This is a genomic window from Streptomyces xantholiticus (genome assembly GCF_014651015.1).
Lineage (GTDB): Bacteria > Actinomycetota > Actinomycetes > Streptomycetales > Streptomycetaceae > Streptomyces > Streptomyces xantholiticus.
Genome location: NZ_BMWB01000040.1, coordinates 1 through 21376, shown reverse-complemented (window position 1 = coordinate 21376; position 21376 = coordinate 1). Strand labels below are relative to the sequence as shown.

Annotated in this window: 20 protein-coding genes and 1 riboswitch; of the genes, 9 read left to right on the top strand and 11 right to left on the bottom strand. The window is 73.2% G+C overall.

What is annotated here, in order from left to right:
* Window positions 1-75 precede the first annotated feature (75 nt).
* Entirely contained in the window at window positions 76-492 is a 417-nt protein-coding gene (locus IE198_RS33155) for a four-helix bundle copper-binding protein (RefSeq protein ID WP_189893438.1), read from the bottom strand.
* A gap of 56 nt (window positions 493-548) precedes the next feature.
* A complete protein-coding gene (locus IE198_RS33150; protein WP_189893436.1) occupies window positions 549-1184 on the bottom strand; it encodes an NADPH-dependent F420 reductase in 636 nt (211 codons plus the stop codon).
* A gap of 233 nt (window positions 1185-1417) precedes the next feature.
* Between IE198_RS33150 and IE198_RS33145 the strand changes: the two genes are divergently transcribed.
* Together IE198_RS33145 and IE198_RS33140 are read left to right on the top strand one after the other, a co-directional pair.
* A complete protein-coding gene (locus tag IE198_RS33145) occupies window positions 1418-2092 on the top strand; it encodes a hypothetical protein (protein WP_189893434.1) in 675 nt (224 codons plus the stop codon).
* A 138-nt stretch (window positions 2093-2230) separates the two neighbouring features.
* Window positions 2231-2536 (top strand): hypothetical protein, encoded by a 306-nt coding sequence (locus tag IE198_RS33140; protein ID WP_189893432.1) that lies wholly within the window; start codon window positions 2231-2233, stop codon window positions 2534-2536.
* Between the two features lie 21 nt (window positions 2537-2557).
* Here IE198_RS33140 and cobN read toward each other — a convergent pair whose 3' ends face one another.
* Complete coding sequence (gene cobN / locus IE198_RS33135) at window positions 2558-6184, bottom strand: cobaltochelatase subunit CobN (RefSeq protein ID WP_189893430.1); 3627 nt, start codon at window positions 6182-6184, stop codon at window positions 2558-2560.
* Between the two features lie 36 nt (window positions 6185-6220).
* Window positions 6221-6369: riboswitch (cobalamin riboswitch) on the bottom strand.
* Between the two features lie 71 nt (window positions 6370-6440).
* Between cobN and cobG the strand changes: the two genes are divergently transcribed.
* From cobG to IE198_RS33120, 3 genes are read left to right on the top strand one after another with little or no spacing between them, the layout of a single operon-like run.
* Window positions 6441-7745 (top strand): precorrin-3B synthase, encoded by a 1305-nt coding sequence (gene cobG / locus IE198_RS33130; protein WP_189893428.1) that lies wholly within the window; start codon window positions 6441-6443, stop codon window positions 7743-7745.
* Between the two features lie 11 nt (window positions 7746-7756).
* A complete protein-coding gene (locus IE198_RS33125) occupies window positions 7757-8383 on the top strand; it encodes a precorrin-8X methylmutase (RefSeq protein WP_189893493.1) in 627 nt (208 codons plus the stop codon).
* On the top strand, window positions 8383-9882 hold the full coding sequence (locus IE198_RS33120) for a precorrin-2 C(20)-methyltransferase (RefSeq protein ID WP_189893426.1): 1500 nt from the start codon (window positions 8383-8385) through the stop codon (window positions 9880-9882). Before IE198_RS33125 ends, IE198_RS33120 begins: the two co-directional genes overlap by 1 nt.
* On the opposite strand, the gene IE198_RS33115 is transcribed toward IE198_RS33120, so the two are convergent.
* Window positions 9870-10610 carry a cobalt-precorrin-6A reductase gene (locus IE198_RS33115; protein ID WP_189893424.1) on the bottom strand — a complete coding sequence of 247 codons (741 nt, stop codon included), beginning with the start codon at window positions 10608-10610 and terminating at the stop codon, window positions 9870-9872. The genes IE198_RS33120 and IE198_RS33115 overlap by 13 nt on opposite strands.
* Window positions 10611-10621: 11 nt before the next feature.
* Here IE198_RS33115 and IE198_RS33110 point away from each other — a divergent pair, with 11 nt between their 5' ends.
* A complete protein-coding gene (locus IE198_RS33110; RefSeq protein ID WP_189893421.1) occupies window positions 10622-11749 on the top strand; it encodes a cobalt-precorrin-5B (C(1))-methyltransferase in 1128 nt (375 codons plus the stop codon).
* Between the two features lie 211 nt (window positions 11750-11960).
* On the opposite strand, the gene cobM is transcribed toward IE198_RS33110, so the two are convergent.
* The gene (gene cobM, locus IE198_RS33105; protein ID WP_189893419.1) at window positions 11961-12710 is read right to left on the bottom strand and encodes a precorrin-4 C(11)-methyltransferase; all 750 of its coding nucleotides are present in this window, start codon (window positions 12708-12710) and stop codon (window positions 11961-11963) included.
* Entirely contained in the window at window positions 12707-13945 is a 1239-nt protein-coding gene (gene cbiE / locus IE198_RS33100; RefSeq protein WP_229834762.1) for a precorrin-6y C5,15-methyltransferase (decarboxylating) subunit CbiE, read from the bottom strand. The genes cobM and cbiE overlap by 4 nt, the downstream gene beginning before the upstream one ends.
* Window positions 13946-14099: 154 nt before the next feature.
* Between cbiE and IE198_RS33095 the strand changes: the two genes are divergently transcribed.
* Window positions 14100-14414, top strand: coding sequence for a DUF2277 domain-containing protein (locus tag IE198_RS33095; protein ID WP_189893417.1), 315 nt, complete (start codon window positions 14100-14102; stop codon window positions 14412-14414).
* Here IE198_RS33095 and IE198_RS33090 read toward each other — a convergent pair.
* The 4 genes from IE198_RS33090 to IE198_RS33075 all read right to left on the bottom strand — a co-directional run bounded on the left by IE198_RS33090 (window position 14368) and on the right by IE198_RS33075 (window position 18666).
* Window positions 14368-15027: a DedA family protein gene (locus IE198_RS33090; RefSeq protein ID WP_189893415.1), complete on the bottom strand. Its 660-nt coding sequence runs from the start codon at window positions 15025-15027 to the stop codon at window positions 14368-14370. The two genes, IE198_RS33095 and IE198_RS33090, sit on opposite strands and share 47 nt — an antisense overlap.
* 231 nt (window positions 15028-15258) lie before the next feature.
* Window positions 15259-15726 (bottom strand): DoxX family protein, encoded by a 468-nt coding sequence (locus IE198_RS33085; RefSeq protein WP_189893413.1) that lies wholly within the window; start codon window positions 15724-15726, stop codon window positions 15259-15261.
* 360 nt (window positions 15727-16086) lie between these two features.
* Window positions 16087-17784 carry an alkaline phosphatase D family protein gene (locus IE198_RS33080; protein WP_189893411.1) on the bottom strand — a complete coding sequence of 566 codons (1698 nt, stop codon included), beginning with the start codon at window positions 17782-17784 and terminating at the stop codon, window positions 16087-16089.
* 207 nt (window positions 17785-17991) lie between these two features.
* Window positions 17992-18666 carry an HNH endonuclease family protein gene (locus IE198_RS33075; RefSeq protein WP_189893409.1) on the bottom strand — a complete coding sequence of 225 codons (675 nt, stop codon included), beginning with the start codon at window positions 18664-18666 and terminating at the stop codon, window positions 17992-17994.
* Window positions 18667-18832: 166 nt separating this feature from the next.
* Between IE198_RS33075 and IE198_RS33070 the strand changes: the two genes are divergently transcribed.
* Complete coding sequence (locus IE198_RS33070; RefSeq protein ID WP_189893407.1) at window positions 18833-19585, top strand: ABC transporter permease; 753 nt, start codon at window positions 18833-18835, stop codon at window positions 19583-19585.
* A 285-nt stretch (window positions 19586-19870) separates the two neighbouring features.
* Window positions 19871-20455: a TMEM165/GDT1 family protein gene (locus IE198_RS33065; RefSeq protein ID WP_189893405.1), complete on the top strand. Its 585-nt coding sequence runs from the start codon at window positions 19871-19873 to the stop codon at window positions 20453-20455.
* Window positions 20456-20528: 73 nt separating this feature from the next.
* On the opposite strand, the gene IE198_RS33060 is transcribed toward IE198_RS33065, so the two are convergent.
* Window positions 20529-21185 carry an HAD-IA family hydrolase gene (locus IE198_RS33060; RefSeq protein WP_189893402.1) on the bottom strand — a complete coding sequence of 219 codons (657 nt, stop codon included), beginning with the start codon at window positions 21183-21185 and terminating at the stop codon, window positions 20529-20531.
* Between the last annotated feature and the right edge of the window lie 191 nt (window positions 21186-21376).

Here is a 21376-nt window from a genome sequence, read left to right as displayed (position 1 = left end):
GAGGGCTTTCCGGGCGGTGCGCGGACCGGTTTCTTTTCGGGATCGCCGACCCGCCGTGGTGGTGTCCGCACCCTCTCAGCCGAGCGACGCGAGGAGATCGTTGCACGCCTGCTCGCAGCTCCGGCAGGCCTCGGCGCACAGGCGGCAGTGCTCGTGCATGTCCGCGTGGCTCTCGCACTCGTCCGCGCACGCCTTGCAGGCGGTGGCGCACGCCCGCACGATCGCGCGGGTGATGTTCGCGTCGTAACCGGTGTGGCGTGACAGCACCGCGGCGGTGGCGCCGCAGATGTCGGCGCAGTCCATGTCGCTGCGGATGCACTTCGTCAGATCGCCCACCATGCCCTCCGACAGACAGGCGTCCGCGCAGGCGGTGCACGCCTGGGCGCAGGCGACGCACTCCTCGATGCACCGGGTGAGGGCTTCCCGGTCGACGCCGCCGAGGTCGGCGGGATAGGTGTTCAGCATGTCCTTCACGGACGGGGTCGTGGCCATGGTGATCTACTCGTCGTCTTTTCGTCGCCGGCTGCCCGGGGCAACGGCGCCCCGGTTCACGCCGTGGCGCCGGCCCGGATCAGGTCGTTCGTCTCCTCCGCGGACAGCTCGGCCCCGTACAGCCGGGAACCCGGCTGATGGCTGCGGCCGCCGTGGCCGATGTCGCCGGCGTCCACCGGGTCGAAGCCGATGTCCCGGATCAGCCCCGCGACCACGGCCTTGGCCTCCGTGTCGGTCCCGGAGACGGGGATGGCCAGCCGGCCTGCCTCGCCCTTGTTCCGGCCCCGGTCGCGAAGGTTCTGCCAGTGGATCGCGTTGAACGCCTTCACGAGGTTGGCATCCGTGTGGGCCCTGATCTTCTCGCTGGACGTTGTGCTGTCGTCGTCCAGCTCGGGGTCGTGCCCGTCGCGCGCGGGGTAGTAGTTGCAGGTGTCGATCACGACCTTGTCCTTCAGGGCGTCCGTCGGCAGCTCCTTGTGACGCCCGTACGGAATGGCCACCACGACGACCTGCCCGTACTCGGCCGCCTCCCGCACGGTGACCGCCCGGAGCCCGCCACCGATCTCCTCCACGAGCCCGGCCAGCGTGTCCGGCCCGCGGGAGTTGCTGATGACCACCTCATGGCCGATGCGCACGAAGTGACGGGCCAGGGTGGAGCCGATGTGGCCGGCGCCGATGATGCCGATCTTCATGAGGGTCTCCCGGTTCTCCTTGTCGCAACGCTCGTCCGCCCGGCCGGGGCTGGGGTGCGAGACGGGTGCCCTGGGCGCAGACGAAGAAACGACGGCGCGGTCGTGACCGAACGCTGCGGTCGAAAGCGCAGCGTGCCGGGCAAAGGGGCCGAGTTGCGGAGGCTGCCGGCGGGCGGATCGTGGAGATGGTGCCGGTGGTTCGGGGCCGGTGCGGGGAGCCGAAGGAGTCGGGCATGGGTGGCCGCCGCGGGGATGTACGGGTCGGGGGCGTGGTCGCCGTGATCGTTCTGCTGGTCCTGGCGTTGACGGGCGCGCAGGGCGGGGCCGACGCGAGCGTGCGGCAGCCGACGCCGTCCGCTGAGCCGATCACGCTGAGCGGTACGGGGCAGGAGGTGACCGAGCCGTTCGCACTGACCGGCGGGCTGGCCGTGGTGCGCTCGGAGTGCCCCTCGTGCACGGACGACTTCATCGTCGAACTGCTCGACGACCGCCGCCAGGTGCAGGACCTCGTCGTCAACCGGATCGGCTCGTACGAGGGCACCAAGGGCGTGGCGGCGAGCGCGGGGGACCATGTGCTCCAGGTGAACGCGGACGCGCCCTGGACCGTCGAGATCACCCAACCCGGCGACCAGCCGGCGGCCGCGCTGCCGCAGACCTGGGCGGGCAGCGGCGACCGCATGCAAGGGCCCTTCGAGGCGGACCGGGTGGTCACCGTGGCGGCGGCCAACACGGGGGACGGCAACTTCGTCGTCACGGTCGTCGATGCCGACGGCAGGTCCCAGGACCTGGTCTTCAACGAGAGCGGGAACTTCGCGGGCTCGGCCGTCGCCAGGATGACGAGCGAAGGCCCGTACTACGTCAACGTGACCTCGGAAGGCGAGTGGACCCTGGCCCTCAGCGCGCCGTAGGGCCTCTCGTCCGGATCATGCCGAGCTCGCGAGCCCGGCATGATCCGAAGAAGGACCCCGGGACCGTTGCGACGGCGATGTGGCATGATCTGCTGACTTCGGCCCGCAGCGGGCCGGCCGGCAGCGAGGGCAGGGCGGATGAACATGTACGTGGGAGTCGCGGTGGGCGCGCTCGCCGTGTTCGTGGCCGTGCTCGGGACCGCCGCCGTACGCACCGGGTGGTTGCTGCCGGCGCAACGGAAGCACATCGTGCGGCCCCGGCTCTTCGGTTACGCGCAGCTCCTCGTCGCCGCCGGGCTGGCGATGCAGGTGATCGCCGCGGTCCTGGTCGCGCAGGAGCAGGCCCAGGGGTATGTACGGTTCGCCGGCCTCGCCGTCATGCTGGTGGCGCCCGGCCTGATCTTCGCCGCGCAGCGGCCGGCCCGCGCCGCCGCCGCACGCTGACGCGGGCGGCGGCGCTCCGGGCTACGCCTCGTCGTCCTCCAGGTCGCCCTCGGTCTCCAGGAAGACCTGCCGCAGCTGCTCCAGCACCGCCGGGTCCGGCTTCGCCCACATGCCGCGGGACTCCGCCTCCAGCAGCCGTTCCGCGATGCCGTGCAGCGCCCACGGGTTGGCCTGCTGGAGGAAGGCGCGGTTCTCGGGGTCCAGGACATACGTCTCGGTGAGCTTGTCGTACATCCAGTCCGCGACGACGCCCGTCGTCGCGTCGTACCCGAAGAGGTAGTCGACGGTGGCCGCCAGCTCGAATGCGCCCTTGTAGCCGTGGCGGCGCATCGCCTCGATCCAGCGCGGGTTGATCACGCGGGCGCGGAACACCCGGGAGGTCTCCTCGACGAGGGTGCGGGTGCGGACCGTCTCCGGGCGGGTGGAGTCGCCGATGTACGCCTCCGGCGCCGTGCCGCGCAGCGCCCGGACGGTGGCGACCATGCCGCCGTGGTACTGGAAGTAGTCGTCCGAGTCGGCGATGTCGTGCTCGCGGGTGTCCGTGTTCTTCGCGGCGACGGCGATGCGCTTGTACGCGGTCTCCATCTCGGCCCGCGCCGGCCTGCCCTCCAGCCCGCGGCCGTAGGCATAGCCGCCCCACACCGTGTAGACCTCGGCCAGGTCCGCGTCCGTCCGCCAGTCGCGGCTGTCGATCAGCTGGAGCAGGCCGGCGCCGTAGGTCCCCGGCCGGGAGCCGAAGATACGGGTCGTGGCCCGGCGCTCGTCACCGTGCTCGGCGAGGTCGGCCTGGGCGTGGGCGCGGACGTGGTTCTCGGCGGCCGGCTCGTCGAGGGAGGCCGCGAGACGGACGGCGTCGTCCAGGAGACCGATCGTGTGCGGGAACGCGTCACGGAAGAAGCCCGAGATGCGCAGCGTGACGTCGATCCGGGGGCGGCCCAGCTCAGCGAGCGGCACGGGCTCCAGGCCGGTCACCCGGCGGGAGGCGTCGTCCCACACGGGGCGGACACCGAGCAGCGCCAGCGCCTCCGCCACGTCGTCGCCCGCCGTGCGCATGGCGCTGGTGCCCCACAGGGACAGGCCCACGGAGGTGGGCCATTCGCCGTTGTCGGCGCGGTAACGCTCGAGGAGCGAGTCCGCGAGGGCCTGGCCGGTCTCCCACGCGAGACGCGAAGGGACGGCCTTGGGGTCGACGGAGTAGAAGTTGCGGCCGGTCGGCAGGACGTTGACCAGGCCGCGCAGTGGCGAGCCCGACGGCCCGGCGGGGACGAAACCGCCGTTCAGGGCGTGCACCGCGTGGTCGATCTCGTCGGTGGTACGAGCGAGACGCGGCACGACCTCCAGGGCGGCGAAACGCAGGATCGCCGTGACCTGCTCGCCGTGCGAGGTGGGTACCGCGGCCGGGTCCCACCCGGCCGCCTCCATCGCCTCGACCAGCTCCCGGGCCGTGGCCTCCGCCTCGTCGGCGGTCGTACGCGTCGCCGCGGACTCGTCCAGGCCGAGCGCCTCCCGCAGCCCGAGCAAGGCCTGCGAGCCGCCCCAGATCTGGCGGGCGCGCAGGATGGACAGCACCAGGTTGACCCGCTCGGGCCCGGTCGGGGCGCCGCCCAGCACATGCAGCCCGTCACGGATCTGCGCGTCCTTGACCTCGCACAGCCAGCCGTCGACGTGCAGCAGGAAGTCGTCGAAGCCGTCGTCGTCCGGGCGGTCCTCCAGCCCCAGGTCGTGGTCGAGCTTTGCGGCCTGGATCAGGGTCCAGATCTGGGCGCGGATCGCCGGCAGCTTGGACGGGTCCATGGACGAGATCTGCGCGTATTCGTCCAGCAGCTGCTCCAGGCGCGCGATGTCGCCGTACGACTCGGCACGCGCCATCGGCGGCACCAGATGGTCGACGAGCGTTGCGTGCGCACGGCGCTTGGCCTGGGTGCCCTCGCCCGGGTCGTTCACGAGGAACGGGTAGATCAGCGGCAGGTCGCCGAGGGCGGCGTCGGGACCACAGGCGGCGGACAGGCCCGCGTTCTTGCCCGGCAGCCACTCCAGGTTGCCGTGCTTGCCCAGGTGGATCATCGCGTCCGCGCCGAAACCTCCGTCGGCCGCGGCGGCCGCGATCCAGCGGTAGGCGGCCAGGTAGTGGTGCGAGGGCGGCAGATCGGGGTCGTGGTAGATCGCGATCGGGTTCTCGCCGAAGCCGCGCGGCGGCTGGATCAGGATCAGCAGGTTCCCGCGGCGCAGCGCGGCGAGCACGATGTCGCCCTCGGGATTGCGGGAACGGTCGAGGAACATCTCGCCCGGCGCGGGCCCCCAGTGCTCCTCGACGGACTCGCGCAGCTCGGCGGGCAGCGTCCGGTACCAGCGCTTGTAGTCCGCGGCCGGGATGCGCACCGGGTTGCGGGCCAGCTGCTCTTCCGTCAGCCACTCCTGGTCGTGGCCGCCGGCCTCGATGAGCGCGTAGATGAGTTCGTCGCCGTCACCGGACTCGAGGCCGGGGACCGCCTCGTCCCCGAAGTCGTAGCCCTCCTCACGCAGCCGGCGCAGCAGCGACACGGCGGAGGCGGGGGTGTCGAGGCCGACCGCGTTGCCGATGCGGGAGTGCTTGGTCGGGTACGCGGAAAGCACCAGCGCGAGGCGCTTCTCGGCGTTCGGGATGTGGCGCAGCCGGGCGTGGCGGACCGCGATCCCGGCGACGCGGGCGGCGCGCTCGGCATCGGCGACGTACGCCGGGAGACCGTCCTCGTCGATCTCCTTGAAGGAGAACGGGACGGTGATGAGCCTGCCGTCGAACTCGGGCACGGCGACCTGGCTCGCCGCGTCCAGCGGCGACAGGCCCTCGTCGTTCTCCTCCCACGCGGAGCGCGAACCGGTCAGGCACAGTGCCTGCAGGATCGGTACGTCGAGGGCGGCGAGGGCGCCGGCGTCCCACGACTCGTCGTCGCCGCCGGCTCCCGCGTCGGCCGGGCGGGTGCCGCCCGCGGCGAGAACGGTCGTCACCAGGGCGTCCGCCTCGCGCAGTTGCTCCAGCAGCTCCGGCTCGGGGGCCCGCAGGGACGCCACGTACAGCGGCAGGGCGCGGCCGCCCGCGTCCTCGATCGCCCCGCACAGGGCGTCCACGAAGGCGGTGTTGCCGCTCATGTGGTGGGCCCGGTAGTAGAGCACCGCGATCAGTGGGCCGTCGCTCCGCACGCGGGATGTTCGGGCAAGACGGCCCCAGGTGGGGGCGGCGGCCGGCGGCTCGAAGCCGTGACCGGTGAGCAGGACCGTGTCCGACAGGAAGCGGGCCAGCTGCTCCAGGTTCGCCGGGCCGCCGTGCGCGAGGTAGGCGTGGGCCTCCGCCGCGATACCGATCGGGACCGTGGAGGCCTCCATCAGCTGGGCGTCGGGCGCCTGTTCGCCGGTGAGCACGACCACGGGGCGGTCCTGGGCGAGCAGCAGGTCGATGCCGTCCTGCCAGGCACGCAGCCCGCCGAGGAGGCGTACGACGACGAGGTCCGTGCCCTCCAGCAGGCCGGGCAGCTCTTCGAGCGCGAGGCGGGTGGGGTTCGCGAAGCGGTACGGGACCGGGCCGGTCGCGGCGCGTGCGCTCAGCAGGTCGGTGTCGGACGTCGACAGGAGCAGGACGCTGGGTGTGGGGCGTCCCTCGGACGAGTGCGGCATGCGGCGTCTGGCCTTCCTCGGGGTTTCCGCGCCCCGGGCTGGTGAAGGACGGCGGGAGTTCCTGACTCACCCGACAGGTGCCGGGCTCACAGTGGCGGGACCGCGCCGGAATTTCACCGGGCTTCCTCCCCTGACGCCGTCTTCGGCGGTGGCGGGCCGTTCGGCCCGCCGAGCAGCATAGTAGGGCCGCTCCCCTGCCGGGTAGGGCGCCCGGAGTCGGCCGGGTGCAGCGCGGGGGGCTTGTGTGATGGTCGGTATGCTCGCCGCCATGCCTCCGGCCCCCTCGAACCGCCCGGACAGGGACGAACCTCCCCTGACTTCCGTCCGGGACCGCGGTGATGCCTGCCCCGGCGCACTGCGACTGCACACCGCGGACGACGGTGCGCTGGCGCGCGTCCGCGTCCCGGCGGGCGTCCTGAGCGCGGCTCAGGCGTACGCACTCGCCGACGCGGCCGAGCAGCTCGGCGACGGCGCGCTGGACATCACCTCCCGCGGCAACCTCCAGCTGCGTGGCCTCGAGGCGGGCTGCGGAGGGGAGTTGGCGCAGCTGCTCGACGCGGCCGGCCTGCTGCCCGCGCCCCGCCACGAACGCGTCCGCAACGTGGTCGCCTCCCCGCTGTCCGGACTCGACGGCCGGGGGTACGCGGATGTGCAGCCACTGGTCCGGGAGCTGGACGCCCTGCTGTGCGCGAGCGAGCGTGCGCCGGAGCTCTCCGGGCGCTTCCTGTTCGCGCTGGACGACGGCCGCGGGGACATGGCGGAGCTCGCCGCGGATGTGATGTTGCTCGCAGAGCCGGGCGGCGGGTCGGTGCGCGTCACCGTCGGGGACGCGGCCGTACGCGTCAAGGCCGAGGACGGCCCCCGCGCCATGATGCTCGCGGCCGAGGCCTTCCTCGACGCGTCGGCCACGCGAGCCTGGCGGGTCCGTGAACTCCCGGCGGCGCATGCGGTGTCCGCCGCGGACCTGGCGGCCCGGGCCGCTGCCGCCGGCCTCGACGCGGTCGCCGCCGTCCCGCCGTCGTGCCCCGACCGGGCCGCAGGCGGAGAGGGACCGCCGGTGCCCGGGGCGGGGGACGGCGCGGCCTACGTCGTCGCACCCCTCGGGCGGGTCACCGCCTCCGCGTGGCGGCTGATCGCCGGTGTCGCAGAGCGGTACGGGCCCGGGGAGTTGCGCGTCACACCCTGGCGGGGCGTCGTCGTGGTCGGCGCGGGCGAGGAGCAGCTCGGCGTGCTCGCCGGCGCCGGGCTGGTCACCGACCCGGCCTCGCCGTGGCTCGGGGTCGGCGCCTGCACCGGGCGGCCCGGCTGCGCCAAGTCCCTCGCGGACGTACGCGCCGACGCCACCGCCCTGCTCCCCGCGGGCGCGGGCGGCCTGCCCGTGCACTGGTCCGGCTGCGAACGCCGCTGCGGCCATCCCCGCGGCGCCTGGGTCGACGTCGTCGCGACCGCGGACGGCCACTACGAGGTGTCCGCGCCCGGCGGGCCGCCCCGTACCGTCCCCCTTACCGAACTCGCCGGCGCCCTCGCGGCGGCGCGCACCATCACCACCCCGACGAAGTGAGCGAGAGCACCGTGTTCGAGTACGAGAAGGACGGCGCGGCCATCTACCGCCAGTCCTTTGCCACGATCCGCGCGGAGGCGGACCTCGCCGGACTGCCGGCCGACGTCTCGCAGGTGGCGGTCCGCATGATCCACGCCTGCGGGATGGTCGATCTCGTCACCGACCTCGTCCACAGCCCGGACGTCGTCGTCCGCGCCCGCGCCGCGCTGCGCGCCGGCGCGCCGATCCTGTGCGACGCGCAGATGGTCGCCAGCGGCGTCACCCGTAAGCGGCTGCCCGCCGACAACGACGTGATCTGCACGCTCTCCGACCCGTCCGTGCCCGACCTGGCCGCCGAGATGGGCACCACCCGGTCCGCCGCCGCGCTCGAACTGTGGCGCGACCGGCTCGAAGGCTCCGTGGTCGCCGTCGGCAACGCGCCCACCGCGCTCTTCCGGCTGCTGGAGATGATCGAGGAGGGCGCGCCGCGCCCGGCCGCAGTCATCGGCGTGCCCGTCGGCTTCATCGGCGCCGCCGAGTCGAAGGACGCGCTCGCCGCGCACCCGCTGGGCCTCGAGCACCTCGTGGTGCGCGGGCGCCGGGGCGGCAGTGCGATGGCCGCAGCCGCAGTCAACGCGATCGCGAGCGAGGCGGAGTAGTGGGCGACAACCAGAACACCGGCCGGCTGTACGGCGTCGGACTCGGCCCCGGCGACCCGGAGCTGATGACCCTGCGCGCCGCGCGCGTCATCGCGGAGGCCGACGTGATCGCGTACCACTGCGCCCGCCACGGCCGGTCCATCGCACGGTCGATCGCCGCACCGCATCTGCGCCCCGAGCACATCGAGGAGCGCCTGATGTACCCGATCACCGTCGAGACCACCGACCACCCCGGCGGCTACCGCGGCGCGCTCGACGACTTCTACGAACAGGCCGCGGCCCGGCTCGCCGCGCACCTCGACGCCGGGCGCACGGTCGCCGTCCTCGCGGAGGGCGACCCGTTCTTCTACGGCTCGTACCAGCACATGCACAAGCGGCTCGCGCATCGCTACCCGACCGAGGTCATCCCCGGCGTCACGTCCGTCAGCGCCGCCGCGGCCCGCCTCGGAACACCGCTGTGCGAGGCCGAGGAGGTACTGACGATCATCCCCGGCACGCTGCCGGAGGAGGAGCTGACCGCACGCCTCGCCGCGACCGACTCCGCCGTCGTGATGAAGCTCGGCCGCACCTTCCCCGCCGTGCGCGGGGCGATGGAGACCTCCGGGCGGCTGGACGAGGCCCGTTACGTCGAGCGCGCCACGATGAGCGGCGAACGCACCGGGCAGCTGGCCGACATCGACCCCGAGTCGGTGCCGTACTTCTCCGTCGCGGTCGTGCCGAGCCGTATCGCGAACCCGCGACCGGCGCACGGGACCGGCGAGGTCGTGGTCGTCGGCACCGGGCCGGCCGGGCCGCTGTGGCTCACGCCCCAGACGAAGCGGGCACTTGCCGACGCGGACGAACTCGTCGGGTACACGACCTACTTGGACCGGGTGCCGCAGCGTCCCGGACAGATCCGGCACGGCTCCGACAACAAGGTCGAGTCCGAGCGCGCCGAGTTCGCACTCGACCTCGCCCGGCGCGGGCGGCGCGTCGCGGTCGTCTCCGGCGGCGACCCGGGCGTCTTCGCCATGGCCACGGCCGTACTGGAGGTGGCGTCCCAGGACGCGTACAAGGACGTGCCCGTACGGGTGCTCCCGGGAGTCACCGCCGCGAACGCCGCCGCCGCGAAGGCCGGTGCGCCGCTCGGCCACGACTACGCCGTGATCTCGCTCTCCGACCGGCTCAAGCCCTGGGAGGTCATCGCGGAGCGACTCGCCGCCGCGGCCGCCGCCGACCTGGTGCTCGCGCTCTACAACCCGGGTTCGCGCAGCCGCACCTGGCAGGTCGGAAAGGCCCGGGAACTGCTCCTCGGACACCGGGTGCCCGACACGCCCGTCGTGCTCGGCCGGGACATCGGCGGGCCGGAGGAGAGCGTACGGATCGTACGGCTCGCAGAACTCGACCCCGCGCAGGTCGACATGCGCACGATCCTGCTGATCGGGTCGTCGCAGACGGAGGTCGTGCGCAGGGGTGACGGCGAGGAGATCGTCTGGACCCCTCGGCGCTACCCGGAGTAGGCCGCCAGCCAGGCAGCGGCCTCCTCGGGGCCGGCCGCGACCGGAACCCCGTCCGGGACCGGCGGGCGGCGCACGATCACCACGGGCACGCCCGCCTCCCGCGCGGCCGTCAGCTTCGGCGCGGTCGCCGCGCCGCCGCTGTCCTTGGTGACGAGCACGTCGATGCGGTGACGGCGCAGCAGTTCACGCTCGCCGTCGAGGGTGAACGGTCCCCGGTCCAGCAGCACGTCCGTCCGGGGCGGGCGGGGGCCGTCGGGAGCATCGACGGACCTCACCAGGAACCAGACGTCCTCGATGTGTGCGAAGGAGGCGAGCCCCATGCGGCCGGTGGTCAGGAACACCCTGCTGCCGAGCGCGCGGGCCGCCTCCGCGGCCTCCTCCAGGGAGCCGACCGGATGCCAGTCGTCGCCTTCGGCGGGAGCCCAGCCGGGGCGGCGCAGCGCCAGCAGGGGAACATGGGCGTCCGCGGCGGCCCGGGCCGCGTTGAAACTGATCGTTCCGGCGAAAGGATGGGTGGCGTCGATGACCGCGCCGACCTCGTGCTCGCACAGCCATCGCGCCAGGCCCTCGGCTCCGCCGAACCCGCCGACACGGACCTCGCCAGGAGGCATCCTGGGAGTGGCGACCCGGCCGGCGAGGCTGCTCGTGACGCGTACGCCACGGGTGGCGTGCAGTCTCTCCGCGAGACGCCGGGCCTCGGTCGTACCGCCGAGTACCAGTACGTGCATCGGATCCATCCATGACTGAGTCGAGCGCTGAGGTCAGCGGAGGGCGTGACGCCCAACTCAAGCACACCGGTCTCAGGCCCGGCTGGACGACCGGCGCCTGCGCGACGGCGGCGACGACCGCGGCGTACACGGCGCTGCTGACCGGGGAGTTTCCCGACCCGGTGACGATCACGCTGCCCAGGGGGCAGACGCCGTCCTTCGCCCTGGCCGCCGAGGCCCTGACCGTCGCCGGCCGGCCGTCCGCGATGGCCGGGATCGTCAAGGACGCGGGCGACGACCCGGACGTCACCCACGGTGCGCTGGTCCGCGCGACGGTGCGTCCGCTGCCGGCCGGGTCCGGCGTCGTCTTCCGGGCGGGCCCGGGCGTCGGCACGGTCACCCGGCCAGGACTGCCGCTCGACGTCGGCGAGCCCGCGATCAACCCCGTGCCGCGGCAGATGATGCGCGACCACGTGGCCGTCGTCGCCGCGCGGCACGGCGGCAGCGGGGACGTCGAGATCACCGTCTCCGTCGACCGCGGCGAGGACATCGCCCGCTCCACCTGGAACCCGCGGCTCGGGATCCTGGGCGGACTGTCCATCCTCGGTACGACGGGGATCGTCGTCCCCTACTCGTGCTCGGCGTGGATCGACTCGATCCGGCGCGGTGTGGACGTGGCGCGCGCTGCGGGCCGTACCCATGTCGCCGGCTGCACGGGCTCCACGTCGGAGAAGACCGTCGTCTCCCTGTACGGGCTGCCGGAGGACGCACTGCTCGACATGGGCGACTTCGCCGGGGCCGTACTGAAGTACGTACGCCGTCACCCCGTGGACCGCCTCACCATCTGCGGCGGTTTCGCCAAGCTCTCCAAGCTGGCCGCCGGCCATCTGGACCTGCACTCCGGCCGCTCCCAGGTCGACAAGTCGTTCCTCGCGGACCTGGCGAGACGCGGCGGCGCGGACGAAACCCTGGCGGCACAGGTCGCGGCAGCCAACACGGGCCTCGCAGCGCTCCAGATGTGCGCGGCCCAGGGTGTCCCTCTCGGCGATCTGGTCGCTGCCGAGGCCCGCGACCAGGCCCTCGCGGTGCTGCGGGGGGCACCGGTGGCGGTGGACGTGGTGTGCATCGACCGCGCGGGCACGGTCGTGGGCCGCGCGTAGCCCGATGGGGGCACCTCCCATGCCCGAAGAGCCATGGGGGAGGGCGGCGCACCGGGTTCACGCTTCGAGGGCGTGGCCCTTGGGCGGGCGGCGGTCGGGCCCCGCCGGGACCGTGCGCGTGACGTCCCGTGGGCGCGGGCGCGTTTCGGGGCGCGGCCCGGTTCGTGTCCTGCGGCGCGGCGCGCGGCCCTGTCCTGTGTGCTCGGCCGGCTCAGCAGACGTGGCGGTCGCGCTCCGGCGAGTACAGATGGCTGTCGCGGAATCCGGTCGCCGCCAGAACGCGGCCGACCAGGATGACTGCCGTGCGCGTCACGCCCGCCGCCTTCACCTGGGACGCGATGTCCTCCAGCGTTCCGCGCAGCACGAGTTCTTCCGGGCGGCTGGCCATCGCCACCACCGCGGCCGGGCAGTCGGCGCCGTAGTGGGGGAGGAGCTCGGACACGATCCGGTCGGCGTAGCGCGCGCCGAGGTGGAGTACGAGGAGTGCGCCGCTGCGGCCGAGGGTGGCCAGGTCCTCGCCGTCCGGCATGGGCGTCGCCTGCTGGGCGATGCGCGTGAGGATCACCGTCTGGCCGACGGTCGGGACCGTGAGCTCGCGCTTCAGCGCCGCGGCCGCCGCCGCGAACGCGGGGACGCCCGGGACGATCTCGTACGGCACGCCTGCCGAGTCCAGGCGCCGCATCTGCTCGGCGACGGCGCTGAAGACCGACGGGTCGCCCGAGTGCAGCCGGGCCACGTCGTGGCCCTCCTCGTGGGCGCGGACGACCTCCGCGGTGATGGCGTCCAGGTCGAGCCGTGCGGTGTCGATCAGGCGGGCGTCCGGCGGGCACTCCGCGAGGAGTTCGCGCGGGACGAGGGACCCGGCGTAGAGGCAGACGCCGCACGACGCGAGCGTACGCGCGCCGCGGACGGTGATCAGGTCGGCGGCGCCGGGGCCCGCACCGATGAAGTACACGGTCATGTCGGATCTCCTGCTCTGGTGACGGACCATTGGGTGACGGGCATGGCCTGGCGCCAGCCGGTGAAGCCGCCGACGGGGACGGCGTGCGAGACGGCCAGCCGGACGAGTTCGCCGCCGTGGCGTGCGTGGCGCCCGGCCAGCACTGCCTCCGACTCGAGGGTCACGGTGTTGGCGACGAGGCGCCCGCCGGGCGGCAGTGCGGCCCAGCAGGCGTCCAGGAGCCCGGGAGCGGTGAGCCCGCCGCCGATGAACACCGCGTCGGGTACCGGCAGTCCGGTCAGCGAGTTCGGAGCCGCCCCGGTGACGACACGCAGCGCGGGCACGCCCAGCGTGTCGGCGTTACGGGCGATGCGCGCGGCCCGCACCGGGTCGCGTTCGACGGTGACGGCGCGACAGGAGGGGTGCGTGCGCATCCACTCGATCGCGATGGAGCCTGAGCCGCCGCCGATGTCCCACAGCAGTTCGCCGGGCGCGGGCGCGAGCGCGGCGAGCGTCGCCGCGCGGATGTGGCGTTTGGTGAGCTGCCCGTCGTGCTCGTACGCCTCGTCGGGCAGGCCGGGTACGGCTGAGAGCCGCAACGCGCCCTCGTCGCGGCGGCATTCGAGCGCGACGACGTTGAGCGGGTCGCCGGGCGCCGTGCTCCAGTCCGCTGCGTGGCCGTCCACGACACGCTCGGCGGTCGCGCCGAGTTGTTCGAGGACCCGCATCCGGGTCCGGCCGAAGCCCCGGTCCCGCAGCAGCGCCGCCACGTCGGCGGGTGTGTCCGCTCCGGCGCTGAGCACCAGCAGCCGGCGCCCGTCGTGGAGTGCGGCGGCCAGCTGCCCGAGGGGACGGCCGACGAGCGTGACGGCCTGGGTGTCCTCGACGGGCCAGCCGAGCCGGGCGCAGGCGTACGAGACGGAGGAGGGATGCGGGAGGACGTGCAGGGCGTCCGGGCCGAGCTCCTCGGCCAGCGCGCGGCCGATGCCGTAGAACATCGGGTCGCCACTGGCCAGCACCGCGAGCCTGCGGCCCTCGTACGCGGCGAGCAGCCCGGCGACGGCGGGCCGCAGCGGGCTCGGCCAGGTCACGCGCTCCGCGGGGCACTCCGCGGGCAGCAGCTCCAACTGCCGTGCCCCGCCGATGACGACCTCCGCGTCGCGCAGCGCCTCCTGCGCGGCCTGAGACAGTCCGGGCCGGCCGTCCGCGCCGATCCCGATGACCAATACTGCCGGTGAGCGTGGTGCGGGGATCACGGAGCGGTACCTCGTCGACGGACGGCAGGGGACGGATCCGCACTCTACTGGCCATCGGGGAGGGCCCTCGCGGGCCCCCTGGTTACCCGCGGTGTCACAGGGCCCTCGCGGCCGCTTCCCGCCGCCTGTCAGTGGCGCGCGGCACACTGGAGGCATGTGCCGCAGCATCAAGACTCTCCGTCCGCCCGTCCTCCTCGAAGAGGCCACCGAGGAGGACATCCGGGCCGCCGCCCTGCAGTACGTGCGCAAGGTCTCGGGCTTCCGGGCCCCCGCCGCGCACAACCGCGAGGTCTTCGAGCAGGCCGTCGAGGAGATGGCGGCGGCGACCCGCAGACTCCTCGACGGCCTCGAGGTACGCGGCTCGGGCGGGCGCGCCGGTCAGGCCGCCCGTACGGCCGACGCGAAGCGCGGGGCGAGGGGCGCTAGGCAACCGGCTCAGGGGCCGGCGCCGCAGCCGGACGCCGCATGACGTAGGCCGCGAGGGACCCTGCGCCGAACAGCGCGAGTACGGACACGGCCGCGCCGATCCAGCTCGCGCCGAGCCACTGGCCGCCGAACCAGCCGAGCCCGACGGCGTATCCGGCCCAGGCCACACCGGCCAGGGCGGACCACGGCAGGAACTCCTTCACCTTGCGGTGCGCGGCCCCCGCACCCAAAGAGACGACCGAGCGGCCGGCCGGCGCGAACCTCGCGATGACGACGAGCGCGCCGCCGCCACGGCTGAGCGCGGTGCCGAGACGTTCCTGTGCTCTGGTCAGCCGGCGCGAGCGGGCGATGGCCCGGTCGAGCCGGTCCCCGCCGCGCCAGGCGAGGCGGTAGGCGACCAGGTCGCCGAGCACGGAGGCGGTCGCCGCGCACAGCACGAGGACCAGCAGCGAGGGCACCTCGCGCGGAACTTGGCCGGCCGCGACCGCGGCGGTGCCGGCCGCGCCTGCGGTGGATCCCGCGGCGGCCGCCGTGGCGGCCGTGATCACCAGCACTCCGCTGGGCAGTACAGGCAGGAACACGTCGAGAAGTACGGACACCGCCACGACGGCGTAGATCCATGGGCTGCCCGTCAGCGACCCAATGCTCTCGAGCACCTTGACTCTCCCCGTTCGTCGCAAGGCCACGGCTCTCGCGGGAGGGAGAGGCAGGGCGGCCGGACAGCTGTACAGCGTACGCCCGGGCGCTCTCGGAGATCGACAGGGGGCGTTCCCCGGTCCGTCACCGGGCGGAAACCGCCCGTACGGACGGGAGCGTGACGAGACACGAGGGCGCCCGGCCCCTCGTCTCCATGACGAAGGGGCCGGGCGCCAGGGACTGTCGGAGGGTCAGGCGGCCGCCGTCGCCCGCTCCTCCGGCTGCTCCGCCGGGCGGGCGGTACCGCGCGGCGCGAACAGCCGGTCCAGCGCCAGGGCGCCGGGGCCGGTGAAGACCAGCAGCAGGAACGCCCAGCAGAACATCGCCGAGGCCTCGCCGCCGTTCTGAAGCGGGAACAGCGATTCGGGCTGGTGCACCTTGAAGTACGCGTACGCCATCGAACCGGAGGCGACGAACGCCGCACTGCGGGTGCCGAGGCCGAGCATCACCAGGGCGCCGCCGACCAGCTGGATCACCGCGGCGTACCAGCCGGGCCAGGTGCCGGCCGGGATGGTGCCACCGCCCATGGCGCCGCCGAGGACGCCGAACAGCGACGCGGCTCCATGGCAGAGGAACAGCAGGCCCACGACGGCGCGGAAGAGACCGAGCGCATACGGCTGGGCCTGGTTCAGGCGGGCGGGAAGTGCGGGGGTGGCCACGTTGTGGCTCCTTCGGTTTCGGGGACAGAACCGATGAGGGGTCACAGGTTAGGCAGACCTAATCAGTACTTGCAAGTTCAACATTCGGCGGGCGGCTGGTTTTGGCCGAGGGTTCCACTTTTCGACGTCCGGTGTCCGCCTGCGCGAAAGCGCGGAACCGGGCGCCGGTACATCCCCCGACGTGGAGTGTTGCGGCGTCCACCCGGTTTCGTGACACGGCACACGGAATAGCGGGCGCCCGGCCCGGGGTGGTCCTGCCGGCCAGGCGCACCGCGGTTTGGCCGGAAATCGGTGCTCGATCCCGTCGGGGCCGCCCGGGCCGGTCGCGTACGGGATGCAGGAGGCCCGGGAGCTGTCCCGTCAGCCTCCGCCCGGCCCGCCGTCCTCCGTCAGCCGGCGCTCGAAGACGGCCGTGAGCCGCCCGCGGCCGCCCCCGCGTTCCGCCCGCGCCTGCTCCAGCCGCAGCGACGCCGAGCGCCCGCACAGGGTCAGGGTCATCAGCTGATTGCCGAACCACGGCCCGCCCGTCCGGTGCCAGCGGACGGGCGGCATGCCGGTGCGCCCGTGCCGGGCGAAGGCGCGGCCCAGGCGCCGCCCCGCGCTGCTCCAGCCGAACCGGAAGCCGATCCTTATCGGGCGCGGGATCGAGTTGTGCACGGGCGAACAGGTCAGCTGAAGCACCCGCGCCTCCGGCCGCGCCACGGCCTCGGCGCCTTCCCGCCCCCTCGACCGGTCCGGCTCGGCCACGTACGCGTGATGGACGTCACCCGAGAGCACGCACACCGTCGCCGGTGCGTCCGGCCCGCTGCCCGCCTTCGTGATCAGCCGCGTCAGCTCCTCGAACGAGGACGGGAAGGCCGACCAGTGCTCCAGATCCGCATGGCGGCGGAGCTTCTCCCCGAACCGCGACCATCGCTCGCCGCGCTCGCCCCGGCACAGCGCCGCGTTCCAGCTCTCCGCGTGGTGGATCAGGGGCGGCAGCAGCCAGGGCAGCGAGGTGCCGATGAGGAGGTGGTCGAACGAGCCCGGGCCGTCCGTGGCCTGTTCGCGCAGCCACTGGGCCTCGCCCGGGTCGAGGATCGACCGGCTCTGCTCTTCCAGGACCCGGGCGGCACGGGTGTCGACCATCAGCAGCCGGGTGCGGCCGAAGTCGCGGCGGTAGCTCCAGCGCACGGAGGACGGGTCGCTGTCGGCCTTCTCCGCGAAGGCCCGCAGCGTGGCGGTGCCGTCGGGCACCGATCGCACCGCTTCGTAGAGCGGGTCGGCGGCGAGCTCGGCCGGGGAGAGGTTGCCCAGGTGCTGGTACACCCAGTACGACATCAGGGCGCTGACGATCCGCTCGTGCCACCACGGTGTCGCCCGCATGTCGGCGAGCCACGCGGTGCTGGTGTTCCAGTCGTCGATGACGTCGTGGTCGTCGAAGATCATGCAAGTGGGCACGGTCGAGAGCAGCCAGCGGACGTCGGGGTCGCGCCAGGACTCGTCGTACAGCCAGGTGTACTCCTCGTAGTCAGCCACGCCGCTGCCGGGCGGCACGCCCGGGTCGCGCCGGGCAGCCAGCCGGTCGCCGGTCGCTTCGGAGGTCTCGTCCGCGTACACCTGGTCACCGAGCAGCAGCAGCACGTCCGGGCGGTCCCGGTCCGGTGCGGACGCGAGGCGCGCGGCGAGCGTGTAGAGGGCGTCCGGGCCCACCGGGTCGTGACCGTGGGCGGGCCGTGCCGCCCAGCGGCAGGAGCCGAAGGTGACCCGTACGGCGTCGGAGCCCGCGGAAGGGGTGTGGATCGTGCTCGGCGGGAGCGTGGAGTCCTCGGGGGGCCAGACACGCTCGCCGTCCAGCAGCACCTCGTACGCGGTCGAGGAGCCCGGGGTCAGGCCGGTCACCGGAACCAGGGCGTAATGGTGCCCGGCGATCACGAACGTACGCGCGGACCCGGATCCGCCCTGGTCGCAGCGGACCTCTGCGGTGCACGCGCGGTCCGTCTCGACCCAGACGGTCGCGGCGGTGCCGCTCTCCCAGTCGACGTGCCGCAGCAGCGGTCCGAGGCGCAGCCCGGTCATGTGTGCCCCTTCCAGTGGCCTGTCGCCCCCGTACGGTACGGAACGAGGGAGGGGGCCGGAGGGGTTCCGCCGATCTGCGTGTCCTTGCGGTGGGCGCGGTGCGCCTTCCCTGCTCCTCCCCCTCGAAGGGCGGCGGGGCTGATGTGTCGGCCCCGCCGGCGTCCGGGGAGGAGCCCGGTTCGCGAAGGGCCCCTCGTGGGGGAGGTGTCAGCAGCCGTTCAGGACCGACTGCAGCGCGCTCTTCTCCGCGGGGTCGACCTTCAGGTTCCAGTAGTACTTCGTGTGCACCCACATCCGCGCGTAGTAGCAGTGGTACGAGCTCCGCGGCGGCATCCACTCCGCCGGATCCTGGTCGCCCTTGGACTGGTTGACGTTGTCCGTGACGGCGATCAGCTGCGGGCGGGTCAGGTCGTTGGCGAACTGCTGGCGCGTGGAGGTGGTCCAACTGCTCGCGCCGGAGCGCCACGCCTCCGCGAGCGGGACGATGTGGTCTATGTCGACGTCGGAGGCCGCGTACCAGGTGGCGCCGTCGTAGGGGGAGTACCAACTTCCGCTGACCGCCGCGCAGCTGGAGTCCTGCTGGACGTTCGAGCCGTCGCGGCTCAGGACGACCTCGCGGGTGTTGCAGGTGCCCGACTGGGTGATCCAGTGCGGGAAGAGGTCGCGGCTGTAGCCGGAGGAGGAGCCCTCCGCGGAGACCGTCAGCTGGCTGAGGTAGCTGCGGGCGGTGGAGGCGCTGACGGGGGTGGGCGGTGCGGCCTGCGCGGTGGGGGCGGTGGCCAGCAGTCCGGTCGTGGCGAGCGCCGAGGCGGCGGCGAGCACGGCTGTTCGGCGGGCAGCGGCGCCGGCACCGCGGCTTCGACGCGCGTAGACACCTGACATGTGAACTCCTCTGAAGTGGGGGGAGCTTGGCCTTCCTGACGTGGCCATGCTGGTGGCGCCAAGTTGACTGGGGATGGGCGCCAGGTAACAGAGTGGCGACATGGGCACGTCACATCAAGGGTTCTGACGCACCGGCACGATCCCTGAGGCGTCGTAGGGTTGGCGCGTGCTCCTGCCGGTCAACCTCACCCTCGGGGCCGTACTGGCCGTCCTCCTGGTTGCCGCGGCGAGTGTCGCGGCCCTTGCCCACCTGGGGCGTTCGCGCGAGATCGCCGTCGCGGGCGTACGCGCCGCCGTCCAACTCGCCGCCGTGTCCGCCGCGATCGGCTGGGTCGTCCGCTCCGTTCCGCTGCTGCTCGCCTTCCTCGTCCTCATGTACGCGGTCGCCGTCCGCACCGCGGGCCGGCGCATCACCGCCAACGGCACCTGGTGGTGGGCCGGTCTGCCGATCGCCGCGGGGGTGCTGCCCGCCGTGACGGCGCTGCTGCTCACCGGACTGGTCCCGGTGAAGGGCATCACCCTCATCCCCGTGACCGGCATCCTCATCGGCGGTGCCCTGACCGTGACGGCGGTCGGCGGCCGGCGGGCGCTGGACGAGCTGGAGCAGCGCCGCGGCGAGGTGGAGGCCGGCCTGGCCCTCGGTCTTGGCGACCGTGACGCCCGCCTCGAGGTGGCCAGGACCCCGGCCTCCGACGCGCTGCTCCCGGGCCTCGACCAGACCAGGACCGTGGGCCTCGTCACCCTTCCGGGCGCGTTCGTCGGCATGCTGCTGGGCGGCGCGTCACCGGTGGAGGCGGGGGCGGTCCAGCTGTTCGTGCTGGTGGCGCTGATGGCGGTGCAGGCGGTCGCGGTGTCGCTGGTGCTGGAACTGGTGGCGAGGGGACGGCTGCACCGCACGCTCCCGGACCAAGGGCCCTGACGGCCGTCAGGGCGCATCGCGTACGCTGGGCCGCGCAGAAGGGGAGTAGCTCTTCGCCGGACCGTCGACATACTGCTGGGCCTCGTGCCCGGCCGGCGCCCGGAGGCGGCCTCGTCACAGAGGTCCTCGTCCACCGAGGTCCTCGTCAGGAAGGACAGAGGCCCGTCGGCGAGACCTTCGGCAGCAGTGCCCATGCATGTGTTCATGGCGCTGTCGTGCCGAAGCGACCCCTGAAACGCTCAGGACTCTCGGCAGGGCCGCGCCCGACCGATTGAGGTTTCACCCGTGATCAGCTTCACCGTCATGGCGATCACCTTCGGCGTCGTCTTCCTCGCCGAACTGCCCGACAAGACCGCGCTCGCCGGTCTGATGCTGGGAACCCGTTACCGCGCCTCCTACGTCCTCGCCGGCGTCGCGGCCGCCTTCGCCGTCCATGTCGCGCTCGCCATCGCGGCGGGCAGCGTGCTGACCCTGCTGCCGCACCGCCTCGTGCAGGCCGTGGTGGGCGTCCTGTTCCTCGCAGGCGCCCTGATGCTGCTGCTGAAGAAGGGCGACGACGAGGAGGAGATCGTCAAGGCCCCGGCCGACCAGTCCTTCTGGAAGGTCTCCGGGGCGGGCTTCATGCTCATCCTCGTCGCCGAGTTCGGCGACCTGACCCAGATCATGACCGCCAACCTTGCTGCCCGGTACGACAACCCCGTCTCGGTCGGCGTCGGCGCGGTGCTGGCGCTCTGGACGGTCGCGGGCATCGGGATCCTGGGCGGGCGGACACTGATGAAGTACGTGCCGCTCAAGCTGATCACCAAGGTCGCGGCGTGCCTGATGCTGGCACTGGCCGGCTTCAGCCTCTTCGAAGCGATCACCGGCTGATCTCGATGGACGGGCCCGAACCGGCCCGGGTCACGGCGGTCGACAGTCAGGGCTGCTGACCGGGCGGCACGTCTCAGGCGGTGACGCTCAGCCCGATCGTGCCGTCCGCATGTGCCGTCACGGCGAGGTGGGTGAGGTCCGGTACGTGAAGGTCCGGCGCCATCGCCAGGGCGCGGCGTCCCACGCCGACCACGCGCATGCCGGCCGCGCGGGCGGCCGTGATGCCGGCCTCCGAGTCCTCGAACGCCACGCAGTCCTCAGGGGCGAAGCCCAGCTCGGCCGCGCCCTTGAGGAAGCCCTCGGGGTCCGGCTTGCTCGCACCGACGCACTCGGCCGTCACCCGGACCCCCGGCATCGGCAGCCCGGCCGCGTTCATGCGCGCGGTGGCCAGTGCGAGGTCGGCCGAGGTCACCAGGGCGTGCGGCAACCTGGCGACGGCGGCCATGAAGGCGGGGGCGCCGGCGACGGGGACCACCCCGTCGGTGTCGGCCGTCTCCTGGGCGAGCAGTACGCGGTTGTCGGCGTGGTTCTGCTCCATGGGGCGGTCCGGGAGCAGCGCCGCCATAGTGGCGTGACCCTGCCGGCCGTGGACGACCTTGAGGGCCTCGTCGGCGTCCAGCCCGTGCTCGGTCGCCCAGGTCCGCCAGACACGCTCCACCACGGCGTCGGAGTTGACGATGGTGCCGTCCATGTCCAGCAGGAGGGCGCGAGCGGTCAGGGCGGTCGTCATACGGGCTCCGAAACTCGGGAAGGGGAAACAAGCGGCTCCGCCCGCCGGTCAGGGATTTACGGGCGGAACCACTTTGTTCCTACACGATACAAAAACGGGCGCCGTACGCCAACCCCGTCTCACGGCTAGTGTCCTGCGCCAGTAGTTGATCGTTAGTTTTTGTGTGACTTCTGCTGCTGGTGCGTCAGTTC